The 12,518-nt window shown below is 38.0% G+C and carries 9 protein-coding genes and 1 pseudogene; 9 read left to right on the top strand and 1 reads right to left on the bottom strand.

What is annotated here, in order from left to right; translation table 11 throughout:
* The first annotated feature begins 6 nt into the window (after positions 1–6).
* The 3 genes from BUB94_RS10965 (at position 7) to BUB94_RS10955 (ending at position 6,773) form a co-directional block, all read left to right on the top strand.
* Positions 7–3,135, top strand: coding sequence for a DNA methyltransferase (locus tag BUB94_RS10965; protein WP_073237139.1), 3,129 nt, complete (start codon positions 7–9; stop codon positions 3,133–3,135).
* A gap of 1 nt (position 3,136) precedes the next feature.
* Positions 3,137–6,394 (top strand): DEAD/DEAH box helicase family protein, encoded by a 3,258-nt coding sequence (locus BUB94_RS10960; protein WP_073236980.1) that lies wholly within the window; start codon positions 3,137–3,139, stop codon positions 6,392–6,394.
* A gap of 181 nt (positions 6,395–6,575) precedes the next feature.
* The gene (locus BUB94_RS10955) at positions 6,576–6,773 is read left to right on the top strand and encodes a hypothetical protein (protein ID WP_217653127.1); all 198 of its coding nucleotides are present in this window, start codon (positions 6,576–6,578) and stop codon (positions 6,771–6,773) included.
* Between the two features lie 21 nt (positions 6,774–6,794).
* Here the strand turns inward: BUB94_RS10955 and BUB94_RS10950 are convergent, their stop codons facing one another.
* Positions 6,795–7,511: a T9SS type A sorting domain-containing protein gene (locus BUB94_RS10950; RefSeq protein WP_073236977.1), complete on the bottom strand. Its 717-nt coding sequence runs from the start codon at positions 7,509–7,511 to the stop codon at positions 6,795–6,797.
* Positions 7,512–7,522: 11 nt separating this feature from the next.
* Here BUB94_RS10950 and BUB94_RS10945 point away from each other — a divergent pair.
* The 6 genes and pseudogenes from BUB94_RS10945 to BUB94_RS10920 all read left to right on the top strand — a co-directional run.
* Positions 7,523–7,924: pseudogene (locus BUB94_RS10945) on the top strand (N-6 DNA methylase); the annotation flags it as partial.
* Positions 7,925–8,047: 123 nt separating this feature from the next.
* Positions 8,048–8,959 carry an Abi family protein gene (locus tag BUB94_RS10940; protein WP_073236974.1) on the top strand — a complete coding sequence of 304 codons (912 nt, stop codon included), beginning with the start codon at positions 8,048–8,050 and terminating at the stop codon, positions 8,957–8,959.
* A 210-nt stretch (positions 8,960–9,169) separates the two neighbouring features.
* The gene (locus BUB94_RS10935; protein ID WP_073236971.1) at positions 9,170–9,424 is read left to right on the top strand and encodes a hypothetical protein; all 255 of its coding nucleotides are present in this window, start codon (positions 9,170–9,172) and stop codon (positions 9,422–9,424) included.
* A 115-nt stretch (positions 9,425–9,539) separates the two neighbouring features.
* Positions 9,540–10,742 carry a restriction endonuclease subunit S gene (locus BUB94_RS10930; protein ID WP_083538240.1) on the top strand — a complete coding sequence of 401 codons (1,203 nt, stop codon included), beginning with the start codon at positions 9,540–9,542 and terminating at the stop codon, positions 10,740–10,742.
* 18 nt (positions 10,743–10,760) lie between these two features.
* Positions 10,761–11,597: an FRG domain-containing protein gene (locus tag BUB94_RS10925; protein ID WP_073236968.1), complete on the top strand. Its 837-nt coding sequence runs from the start codon at positions 10,761–10,763 to the stop codon at positions 11,595–11,597.
* A 9-nt stretch (positions 11,598–11,606) separates the two neighbouring features.
* The gene (locus BUB94_RS10920; RefSeq protein ID WP_073236965.1) at positions 11,607–12,434 is read left to right on the top strand and encodes an AAA family ATPase; all 828 of its coding nucleotides are present in this window, start codon (positions 11,607–11,609) and stop codon (positions 12,432–12,434) included.
* The last annotated feature ends 84 nt before the right edge of the window (positions 12,435–12,518 follow it).

Below are 12,518 nucleotides of genomic sequence, written 5' to 3'. Positions count from 1 at the left end.
CAAAATATGAATGAATTGACTAATGAACGCCTAAATCGTTTTATAGACTTGCTTAAAGGTATTTTTGAGCTTGACAAGTCTGATTTGGACTTTGGCATTTATCGAATCATGAATATCCGTAAGGAAGAAATTGAAAAGTTTCTTAATGATGGATTACCGAAGAAGGTAACGGAAGTTTTGAAACCCTTTGCTACTGCCGGCAAAGATGAACTACTGAAAAGGAAAGATGCTATTGAAAAACAGGCTTTTGATTTAGGAATAGAAATTGCTAACAGTCCCAAGCTGGCTGAAGAGTATGCTGAAGTGAACAAGGCTTTAGCTGGTGGTACAGACTTGGCTGCCCTTGAAACAGATGTTTATTCCGCCTTGTATTCTTTCTTTAGTCGCTATTACGACGAGGGTGATTTTATCAGCAAACGTCGTTATAAAGAAGGCGTTTATGCGATTCCTTACGAAGGTGAAGAAGTGAAGCTTTATTGGGCCAATCAGGACCAGTATTATATTAAGACCAGTGAAAACTTTAAGGATTACGTTTTTACTGCGCAAGATTGGACGGTTCATTTTAACCTTGTTGATGCGACTACAGAGCAGAATAATAATAAGGAAACTGATGATAAAAAGCGTGAATTTATGCTTTTTATTGAAAATGAAGAAGAGTATCCTGGGGTAAAAACTTTTGAATGTGATGTCGAAAAAAAGGAATTGATTATTCGCTTTGTATTTGACATTCCTGCTGATAAAAAGATTAAGTATTTAGATGAAAACTACACCAAGATTTGCGATTTCATTGTCAAAGATCATAAGGAATTGATGACAGTTTTGCTGACTGATATTTCTAATGACAGAAAGAATTCTTTGACTTTGATTCAAAAGCATTTGAAAGGATATGTTGCGAAAAATACTTTCGATTATTTCATTCACAAGGATTTGGGAGGATTCTTAACTCGCGAACTTGACTTCTTTATCAAGAACGAAGTCATGCACTTGGACGACTTGGATACCACAAATGAGGCTCGAGTCAGCACCTATTTAGCGAAGGTTCGCGCTATTAAGCAAGTGGGCAAAATCCTGATTGAATTCTTGGCGCAAATTGAAAATTTCCAGAAGAAATTGTGGTTAAAGAAAAAGTTTGTTGTTGAAACAAACTGGTGCATTACCTTGGATAAGATTGATGAATCGTTCTATGATGAAATTCGTAACAATAAAGATCAAGTGAAAGAATGGATAGAGATGTACGCCATTGACGAAATTGTCAATGATGTGGAACACCAGGAATCATTCACAAATCCTCCAACTATTGAATTCTTAAAGCAGAATCAAAATTTGATTGTTGATACCAAGAATTTTTCTGACGGATTTAAGGAAAAACTGGTTGCGTCTATTGATGATTTGGATGAAAATACAAATGGTGTGATGTTCAATGGTGATAATTTTCAAGTTCTAAATTTCCTGCAGAAACGATATAATCGTCAGGTGAACTATTGCTATATAGATCCTCCGTATAATACGGACTCTGCCCCAATTTTGTACAAAAATGGATATAAGGACTCATCATGGAATACGCTGATTAACGATCGAATAGGACTATCCAAAGCGTTGTTGAAGGACAGAAGTGTGTATACTGTCGCTATTGATGATACTGAGTATAATAATGTTTCCTTTGTTTTAAAAGATAATTTTAGAAATCATAGAATTTCAACAGTTACGGTTGTACATAATCCTAAAGGAAGTCCAACAAAAGACTTTAATAGAGTTCATGAATATGCAGTTTTTGTAACCGAGGAATCTGCAAAAAAATCTATTGCAAGAATACTTGAAGAAAACGAAAAACCTAGAAAAATGCGTCGTTGGGGAGAAAATTCAAAACGGTCAGAACGTAAACTTTCCTTTTATCCTGTTTATGTAAGGAATGGAAAAATAGTGGGTGTTGGTTCTGTTCCTGAAGATGATTTTCATCCTGCTTGTAAAAATGAAAAAATGTCGGATGGAACCATTGCTATATGGCCTATTGACCAAGATGGTGTTGAGCGTCGTTGGAATTTTGGCTTAGATTCCATTGAAGAAAATTTTTCAAGAATATCCGTGCTAAACGATAGTGATTGCATGCTAGATTTGTTTGTTATGTTTGAGGAAACTGTTCCGAAGACAGTATGGAAAGGTGGAGAATATGATGCTGGATCGTATGGAAATACTTTGTTGATTAAAATGCTTGGAAAAAAAATGTTTGATTTTCCGAAGTCTATCAATACAGTTGTAAAGTGCATTGAATTGTCCACTGATGGAAATAACGAAGCTCTTGTGTTGGATTTTTTTGCAGGTTCTGGAACTACAGGACATGCGGTTATTGAATTTAACAGAAATAGAAAAGATTCAAAAAGAAAGTACGTCCTTGTGGAAATGGGAACCTATTTTGATTCTGTTACGAGAAAAAGAGTCCAAAAGGCTGCGTATGCATCGCTTTGGGACGACGGCAAGCCCCTCAATCGTAATACCGGAATTTCTCAAATTATCAAGTATATGCGGCTTGAATCTTACGAAGATGCGTTATCTAATATTGAACTTCAAAAACCGCAAACAGAAGTTTCAAGCCTCTTCGGTGATGAATACTTGATTAACTATATGCTAAATATAGAATCCAAGGGAAGTCTTTTGAATGTTAAGGCGTTCAAGGATCCTTTTGATTATTCCATGAAAATCACGGAAAAGAATGAAAGCAAATTGCGTAAGGTTGATGTCGTTGAAACATTCAATTACTTGATTGGATTGACAGTTATCCGTCAGGATGCAACAAAGTATTTCTCTGCAACGGCTGCGTCCAATCCAGAATATGAAGGAGCAGTTGATTTAAAAAATGACACCAACGGCAAATTTGCGTTCCGTCAAATTGAAGGTTCTTTACCGGATGGTCGCAGGGCCCTTGTCATCTGGCGAAATATAAATGATAATTCTCTAGAAAGCAATGCTGCACTTGATGCTTATTTCAGCAAGTATCGCTTAAATCCTCAGGATCGCGAATACGATGTTATTTACGTAAATGGTGACAACAACCTAGAAAATCTGCGCACGGATAATGAATCCTGGAAAGTCCAGATGATTGAAACCGAATTCAATGCACGTATGTTTGAGGAAAACTGATATGGCGAAAGCTTCTAAAAAGGCTTCTGTTGCATTAACCTTTGATGAACAACTGGTTTTGTTCAAGTTCTTCCTTGATCAACTTGGAATATCGAATGTAACTCAACTTTCTCATTTGAATACCAAGGAATATGAAGGTGTTTCCGATGACGGTCATACAAGATTTGCTCTTGAAATTCAAAGTAAGTCTGGCTTGAAAATTACAAAGGACAAACTGTTCCTTTACGATGAAAATATCCAACGCCACACAAGGCATATTGGCGAAAAGCGAGGTGGAATAACTTGGAAATACTTCCAGTATATTTCACTGCTGTTTTCTGAAATGTATCTTGATAGATATTTCGCCGATAAGGATTCTTTGTGCAAAGATCTAAATAATTTCCTTGCGCAACTTAAGGCTGATTATACGCTAAAAGGGGCGAATTTAGACTTCGCGGAATTCAATGCAGAACGCTTGAATAAACTTGCTTTTATGTGTGCTACAGGTAGTGGTAAAACATTACTGATGCATATCCATGTTTTACAGTTTATTCATTATTTTAAAGCTGCTAAACGTAGCAATTCAAAACTAGCCTTGAACAAGATTATCGTTCTTACACCGAACGAAGGCCTTAGTAAACAGCATTTAGATGAATTGACTCTATCAAACATTTCTGCGGCTATTTTTCAGAAGGATGGTGGCCTTGCAGCGCAAAGCGAAGATGTTTTGATTATAGATATCAACAAACTTGAAGAAGTTGGCAAGGTGAAAACTGTTTCCGTTGACAGCTTTGAACAGAACAACCTTGTTCTTGTTGATGAAGGTCATCGTGGTCTTTCTGGTGATAAATGGTATGACTATAGAACCCGTTTGTCTGCAGAAGGTTTTTCTTTTGAATATTCTGCAACATTTAAGCAGGCGTTAAATGCATCTTCAAAAACAAAGGCTGATCGCTTGCTTATGGAAGAATATGGAAAGTCCATCATTATGGATTACAGCTATAAATTCTTCTATAATGATGGCTATGGTAAAGATTATCGAATTTATAATCTAAGAACTGACGAACAGGGAAATATTTTAAATCCAGAACAAGAAAGCCTTTATTTGACTGGTTGTTTGCTGTCCTATTATCAGCAATTAAAGGTTTTTGAATTGCACCATAAAGATTTAAGTAAGTTCGAAATTAAAAAACCGTTACTTGTATTTGTTGGCAATAGAGTTACTGCAAAGACATCTACAGAAGAATTAACGGATATTCAGAAAGTTCTGGAATTTATCGACACCTTTGTTCGGAATTCTATGCAAACAGCAAAATGGATTCATGCTATTCTAAATTCCGGCAGTGGATTAATGGACAAATATGGCAATGAACTTTTTACCCAAAAGTTCAATAGCCTTAAAGATGTCTGGGGGCATTCAATTTCGGTAGAAGATGTTGAATATCAGATGTTTCCGGATATTTTGAAATTGATGTTCAATGCAGACGCTATTTCAGACGAACCAAGACTTCATCTTGAAAATTTAAAACAGGATCTTGGTGAAATTGGCCTGAAAATAGGAACATCTGATCGGTTCTTTGGGGTTATAAATGTAGGTGATGTAGCCAAGCTTTGTAAGGAATGCGAAGCGAAAGGCATGGTCATCGATTCTAACGAAATGACTTTGGAATCTCTATTCCAAAAAATCAATGATAGGGATTCAAATGTTAATGTGCTTATTGGATCCCGTAAGTTCACCGAAGGTTGGAACAGCTGGCGTGTTTCTACCATGGGCTTGATAAACTTCGCTAAAGATGAAGGCTCTCAAGCAATTCAATTGTTTGGGCGTGGAGTTCGTTTAAAAGGCTATGAAGGATGTTTGAAACGGTCTTCTAAAGCGGAAGGTGTTGCGGCGCCTTCTTATATGGCCTGTATGGAAACTTTAACCATTTTTGGTGTGAAAGCAAATTACATGGAAGACTTCAAGAAGTTCTTGGAGACCGAGGGAGTCGTTGCAAATGATTTGATTTTAGAATACCATATGCCCGTTCTAAGCAGGTATAATAAAATTCAGGGAAAGAAGCTCCGTGTCATTCGCTTGCCAAAGGATAAAAATTTCAAGAAACAGGCGCGCCGCTTAATTTTAGATGTTCCTGCTGCGGATTTCAAAAGCTACTTGCTCAAAAACAAAATCGTCATTGACTGTAGAAGTAAAATTCAAAGCATAGATTCTTTTGGCGGACCGTTAGGAAATATTGATGCGGCAGGAACAGAGCATGTACTGCCAGCTTCCGTTTTAGAATTACTTGACTATGAACGAATTTTCTATGAACTTGAAATGTTCAAGAATGAAAAAAGCTATTTCAATATCTGTTTGGAGCAGCCTAAGTTCAAGAACATTCTTGCAGTACGTGATTGGTATAGCTTGATTATTCCTTCCCAGCAGATGGTTCTTGATTCTTTCAAGAAACTTGATACCATGACGGACTTTGCAATCATGGCTCTAAAATCCTATATGGATAAATTCTTCAAGTTTGAACGAGAACGATGGGAATCTCAATATTTGGAGTATGGCGAAATTGAAGCAGACGACAATAATTTTGTGTCGGATTATTCCATTAGCTATACTGTTGACAATCCTGCCAACGAGGGGTATAAAGAGTTAGAAAAATTTATTGATGAAATGACAAAGATTCTTCCTCAATATGATGGAATGAATGTTCGTCAAAAATCATTGTTCGGCGATAATCTGGTTTTCTTTGATTTTAAAAATCATTTATACGCACCTTTGATTTATCTAAAATCGTCAAAACTGGGAATAAAAATTTCACCAGTTTGCTTAAATGACGGCGAAAAAGATTTTGTAAACATGCTTGCGGATTATGCCGAAGCTAAACAAAAATTTTTCGAAGATAAATCACTATTCCTTTTGCGTAACAAGAGTAAGGTTGGCATGGGCTTTTTTGAAGCCGGAAACTTCTATCCAGATTTTATTCTTTGGATTGACACCCCTGAAAAACAATACATAACATTCATTGATCCTAAGGGACTCTTGAATGTGCCTAAGGAAGATCCGAAAATTGAATTCCGTAACACGATTAAGAATTTAGAGTCTCGTTTGGCTCCGTCTGCAGGTGAAAAACATATTGTTCTAAATTCCTTTATTATGTCTAGCACTGAAGCAGCAAAGCTAAAAGAATGGTGGGCTATGGATCAAAAGGATTATGAGATGAAGAATGTCTACACTCTGGATAATAGAATGAGTGTAGAAAAAATGATAGAGAAGATATTGGAGGGATAAAGCTTTAAGGAGTATGTGAAAATCTTTTTGCATATCTTCTAAATATGCAATATGGTTTAACTGCACAAGTCTTTGAAAAACTGAAAATCAAGAAACCATGTGGTGGCTACGCTTCCTTTTATTGACAAGGAACTGGTGGAAGGAATTTTTTGCAAAGAAAAAATTACGCGTTCCGCCTTGAATGAGTAACGCAGTTTCTGCCAATAATGGTGAAAAGAATGAAACCGTTTGGTTGACTCAAGCTCAAATGGCAGACTTGTTCGTGACTGATAGAACATCCATATTGCGTCACATTCGAAATATTTACCAAACCGAGGAACTTGACGAACCTTCAACCTGTGCAAAAAATGCACAAGTTCGCATCGAAGGAACTCAATAAACTTGTTTTCGCTACACTTGTCTATCTCACCTGCACTTGCATGCTTCTATTGACCCGGGAACCATTATTGGAAAGGCCGCGGATATTCACTAGGTAGGAGCCTCTGCTATAGTCATTCAGGTTCACAATGGCGGAGCCGTTTACAGAAACGATGGACTTGGAAGTCATTAGGTGCTTTCCGCTTAAATCCGTCACGCTGATTGCAACGTTGCGGGGCAATCCGTAAAGATGGACGATGTTGTTCTGGACGACAACATTGAATGCTTTTTGTTTCAATGCGGCAACGGATGTGACATCGCCATCGTCATCGGGTTCTTCTCCTACCACGGTAATGATTCCACTCTTGACATAGGCTTCTCCTACGCCACCAATAGAAGTGACTAAGAATGCGTACTCACCAGGCTCGTCATTTACTGTGCCGCTAATCGAAACTTTCTTGTTTATGTTGTCTGTGTCAACAAGTAATCCTTCGGGAAGTCCAGTCACTTCAACGGTTTTCGCATTTTCCCAGGTGTAGCAAAAGTCGACAATGGCGGCACCTTTTTCTACAGTTTGCTTGGAACTTCCTGCGCCACACTTAGCAATGGTGGCTACGCCGGGTTCCGGATCCTGTGCGGATACTGCAGCCAATTTCTGGGTAACGCCGATCTTGCGGGAATAGGTATCGCCGGCATTGTCCTTCAGGGTAAAGGTAATGTAGCCAACGCCAGCAAAAGTGTCGGACAGTTTCACTGTCATCTTGGAGCCGCTTACTGTTCTTTGACAAGACCGGCGCAAAGTCTGACAACGACAAGATTACCCTTGTAGATGCAAGTAAGCTTGGCCAGGAATACAAGGATGCCAACGGCCTTAAGAAAGTCCGCCTGGAAGATGACGAAATCGAAAAGATTGTTAATACCTTCCGCAACGCCGAGGCCGTCGAAGACTTTAGCGTGGTAGTCAGTTACAGCGAAGTCAAGGAAAAGGGCTACAGCCTAAGCGCAGGCCAGTATTTCGACATCAAGATTGACTACGTGGATATTTCCGAAGAGGAATTCAACGCCCAGATGGCAGCCGACACCGCCGAACTCCAGAAAATGTTCGAAGAAAGCCACAAGCTGGAAGAGGAAATCAACAAGCAACTGGTCAGCCTGAAATTCGGGGGGGAGTAAAATGGAAACGAGGGAGGCCTTGACATTTGGTTTGTGTAATTGTATATTATGTGCAAGAAAACCTTGCACGCCTCTTCACAATGCGCACCCAGCGAGGTTCTTTTTTTATTTAGGGGGAATTTGATGTCTCTTAGAATCTATAGTAAACCTCCCCAGACTTTGGATCAGCAGGCCCAATTACTGATTAGCCGAGGGCTTAAAGATGTTTCTAAGGATGAACTCGTAGAAGTCCTTTCAAGGATTAGCTATTACCGTTTACGAGGATATACTTATCCGTATCAGGATAACACCTCGTCTAATTCGGAATTTCTTCCCACGGCAAGTTGGTCCAGCATTAAGAATGATTACCTGTTTGACTCCGCTCTTCGAAATCTCATCGTAGAAGCGCTCGGCTTTATTGAAATCGCTGTGCGCTGTCAGATGGAATTCCAACTCTCCATTGCTCATGGTCCACGTTGGTACGAAGATGTATCGCTGTGTCATAATCAGAAAATTTTTAATGATAACCTGGTAGAACTCCGAAAACATTGGAGCCGTTCTCGTGAGGTTTTCAAAACGCATTACGAAAGCGAGTATGACACCTCTATTGCACCTCCGGCGTGGATGATCTTCGAAACGACAACATTCGGAACGCTTTCCAAGACATTCTCTAACCTGAAATCTAATCTCAATGCCAAAACAGAAGTTGCGAAGTACTTCGGTTTCAATAAGGCCTCAACGAAAGTTCTAGTAAGCTGGTTCCAGCATTTAAACCTGGTTAGGAACATTTGCGCCCATTACTCTAGGCTTTTTACAAGGAGCTTTATTGTGCGCCCCATGATTCCCACAAACAAGCCTGCCAAATGGGTGGATTCGATTCCAAGTCAGGATAGAATCTATTTCTCCATTTGCATTATTACAACATTGCTGGATGTGTGTGCCCCGAATTATGATTTTAGAGGAAAGCTAAAGCAAGTGATGAAGATGGTCCGCCCGGAACAACGGCCGTCGCTTGGATTCCCTGAAAATTGGGAAGAACAAGATTTATTTGCGTAAAAGAAAATCGGAGCCCTGCTTAGAGTCAATTTTTATAAGGCCAAGAAAGTTGATAGTTTAAGTGATAGAATAAACGATAGTATAAATGATAGTTTAAAAGGCGATAAAACGGCGATAAAATGGCGATAAATTTTGAAAACGGCGATAAAGCGACGAAATGGTGCGAGGCAGAGTCATTCTGAGCGAAGCGAAGAATCTAGGATTAGTAAAATGGAAATAGCAACACTGATTATTAGCGTTTTTACACTTCTCACAACGATTGCGGGCATCGTTGTTTCTGTGATTCTTTATAAGAAACAGAAAAAGGATGCTGCATTGGCAGAGAAAAAAAGAAAAGAAGAAGAACGGCAAAACGCGAAAGATGAGTTAGATGCAATTGGTGTAATCCCTTTTGGAGCTCCTGGTTTTAGTAGAATGGATCTCGCAAAAGTTGCTTATTTGAAAGTAAAGGCTAGAAGAAGATAACCTTGGTTTGGTGTCATTCTGAACGAAACGAAGTGTAGTCGATATAGAATTGTTAAAACTTTAGTTTGCTACAATTCTTATCCTCTTTGAGGAAGAATCTAGAAGTGGTAAGAGTATGGAAATGACGAAATATAAATTAGGCGATTTATGCAGAATTGCTTCTGCAAAGCGAATCTTTGAAAATGAATACGTTGACTTTGGTGTTCCATTTGTTCGTGGGCAGGAAATATCGGATGGAAGTCTTTTAGATCAAAATTCTGTTTTTGATTGCTATATATCGAAAGAAAGATATGAGGAAATTAAACAAAAATACGGAAAACCCAGTAAGGGCGATATTCTTATAACTGCTGTTGGTACAATAGGTAATCTGTGTTATCTAGATAAGGATATTGACTTTTATTTTAAGGATGGAAATGTAATTTGGTTTTCTGATATAAAGGATTTTTGCTGCGGTCTGTATTTATACCATTTCATGAAAGGATCGTTTTTTAAAGATCAATTGAAATACTATATGATTGGCGCTGTGCAGAACGCACTGACCATGGATATGTTGAAAAAGGTTAATGTGCCTTTACCTTCTCTTTCAGAACAAAAGAAAATCGCAGCAGTCCTTTCCGCACTTGACGACAAAATCGCCCTGAACAAAAAGATGAACCAGAAACTCGAAGCCATGGCAAAACGCCTATACGACTACTGGTTCGTACAATTCGACTTCCCCGACGAAAACGGCCGCCCCTACAAAACCTCCGGCGGCCCCATGACCCACAACCCCACCCTCAACCGCGAAATCCCTGTTGGGTGGGAAGTTTTGACGATTGGAGAAATTCTTGATAAATACAAAACTACAAAGAAATTTAACACATCTGACTATAAAAGTGATGGAAAGTATCCAATCGTTGACCAGGACACAAGTACATTCATTGCTGGCTATACAGATGATGAAGATGTGTTAAAACGTTATCCCGCGGTACTTTTTGGAGACCACTCCACTTGTGTGAAATTTCTGAATTTTGAATTTGGACGAGGTGCTGATGGCACGCAAATTCTGTATTCTAAAGATGAAAGAGTTCGTCAATTTTATTTATATATGGCAATAAAGTCAATGTCTATTCCGAATCCAGGATATGCCCGGCACTTTAAATTTTTAAAAGAAATGCCTATCATTTTGCCTTGTCAAGAACTTGCTGATGAATATCAAAAGCGGATGGAGCCAATATATACCGCTATAACTAAGGTTGATTTGGAAAATCGCGCTATGACAAAACTACGAAATAAACTATTGCCGCTCCTAATGAACGGCCAAGTAACAATTGCATAGGGCTGTAGGGGGTGGAAAATGAAGAAAATAGTTCATTCTGTTATAGAGTATATAGAAGTCATAAAAGAAATTCGTCAAAGGCATGAATCATCAGATTTTTTATTTAGGGGACAGGGTAACTCTGAATGGAAAATAGAGTCAACGTTGGAGCGATCTGGTTTATTCGAGATTTCTTTTGCAAAATATTATCACGATATAGATTACTTAAAGCCAGAAATAAATTCCTTAGGCCATTCTTTCCAAAGAAAAATAGTTTCTACTGGTTATGACTTTGATTTTACTAAATGGCGTGATATAAGTTTTAATCATTTTCCGGATTTAGAATTCCTTGCATATTTACGTCATCATGGATTTCCTACGCCACTGATAGATGTGACGCAGTCTGAATATGTGGCTCTTTTCTTTGCTTGTGAAAGCTTTGGCTTAAAAAACTGTCAAAATAAAATTTGCAATGCAAAGGTATTCGTACTTCTTGATATGTTTGGCTCCAGTTCTGTATCAGGACATCCAGAATTGCATAAGATAGGACATTATCTTGAAACGGATAAACGTCATATCGCGCAGCAATCCGAATATTTAATTACAGCTCAATATGGAATGGCTGATAAAAGAGAATGGTTCTTTGTTCCATTTGAATCTTTTATGCAACAAGAGCAATCCATAGAAGAAGCCGTGATAGAGAATTCTGGAGAACAAGAACAATCGTATTATGAAATCGAAATTGACGGGAACTCCAAGAAGGATATCATGGCAGAACTTGCCAGAATGAATATCAACCATTATACGTTATATCTCAGCGAAGATGCACTAGTTCAGAAATTAAAGCATGAATTTTTGAGAAATGTTTTGAAATAGGGTGTTGAAATGAAAATAGAATCTATCCATATAAGGAATGTAAGAGGGTTACAAGACGCCAATATTCAATTGGGAATGGTTCCTAATAAGCCTAGTTTGTTGGTTGCTCCTAATGGAAGTGGCAAGTCTTCTTTCGCAATAGCATTTCAGTCTTTGCAAAAAAATAAAATCTCTGTTCCTGAAAATGATGTATATAATAATGATTTGTCTCGAAGAACATCCCTCGAAATAAAAACTGATGATGGAAAATCATATATTGCTAATGAAGAAAAAAATGAAATACAAAAAGAGTTTTCGGTTTTTGTAATAAATAGTAAGAACAAACCTAAGGCTAGCATTCGAAATATAAATGGAACAAGGGTCCCTAGTGTTAAAATGACGGTTGATCCGATTATTTTAGTCAATAAAATACCGAAGGATGTTAAACTTGATTATTCCTTACAAAAAGAAAAATGTATTGATAACGTTGTTTCTGGAACGATTCCTTCTGTTAAGGATTTATTGAATAACAATAGATTTATTAGTTCTTTTGAGACGGCGGATTTGCAAAATGTGAAGCGATCTGTTAAAGTCATCGAGGAATTTGTTGCAAGACTGAAAAAGTATGATGGAACGAAAAAAGCTGTATGGGAAATGGTTGAAAAGAATGATTTGTCTGTACTTAAAGACCTTCCTATTCTGTCATGCCGTATAGAGCATGTAAAAAGCATTTTTCCTGAAGATAATGATGTCCAATTATATTTGAAAACAATCCAATTGGTTTTTGCGTATTTGGCAAATCCCCAAAAATTTAAAGAAAAAATCGAGTTCGCGCGGTATAAGATTGGGCGAATTTAAGTCGCCAAGTAAATTTGTTTAACTTGCCTAGAAATATACTCTAATGGGGTGAGAAATCCAAGTCGTTTTCTCGGCCGATTGTTC

The organism is Fibrobacter sp. UWH9 (assembly GCF_900129715.1).
In the GTDB taxonomy this organism is placed as follows: Bacteria; Fibrobacterota; Fibrobacteria; order Fibrobacterales; family Fibrobacteraceae; genus Fibrobacter.
The sequence above is the reverse complement of the archived record's forward strand: the minus strand, read 5'-3'. Positions and strand labels throughout refer to the sequence as shown.

Bases quoted from the DNA above. Each gene is read 5' to 3' on its own strand.
- BUB94_RS10965 (WP_073237139.1), top strand. From the start codon at position 7: ATGAATGAATTGACTAATGAACGCCTAAATCGTTTTATAGACTTGCTT.
- BUB94_RS10930 (WP_083538240.1), top strand. From the start codon at position 9,540: ATGGAAATGACGAAATATAAATTAGGCGATTTATGCAGAATTGCTTCT.
- BUB94_RS10920 (WP_073236965.1), top strand. From the start codon at position 11,607: ATGAAAATAGAATCTATCCATATAAGGAATGTAAGAGGGTTACAAGAC.
- BUB94_RS10925 (WP_073236968.1), top strand. From the start codon at position 10,761: ATGAAGAAAATAGTTCATTCTGTTATAGAGTATATAGAAGTCATAAAA.
- BUB94_RS10960 (WP_073236980.1), top strand. From the start codon at position 3,137: ATGGCGAAAGCTTCTAAAAAGGCTTCTGTTGCATTAACCTTTGATGAA.
- BUB94_RS10950 (WP_073236977.1), bottom strand. From the start codon at position 7,511: ATGACAGTGAAACTGTCCGACACTTTTGCTGGCGTTGGCTACATTACC.
- BUB94_RS10940 (WP_073236974.1), top strand. From the start codon at position 8,048: ATGTCTCTTAGAATCTATAGTAAACCTCCCCAGACTTTGGATCAGCAG.
- BUB94_RS10955 (WP_217653127.1), top strand. From the start codon at position 6,576: ATGAGTAACGCAGTTTCTGCCAATAATGGTGAAAAGAATGAAACCGTT.
- BUB94_RS10935 (WP_073236971.1), top strand. From the start codon at position 9,170: ATGGAAATAGCAACACTGATTATTAGCGTTTTTACACTTCTCACAACG.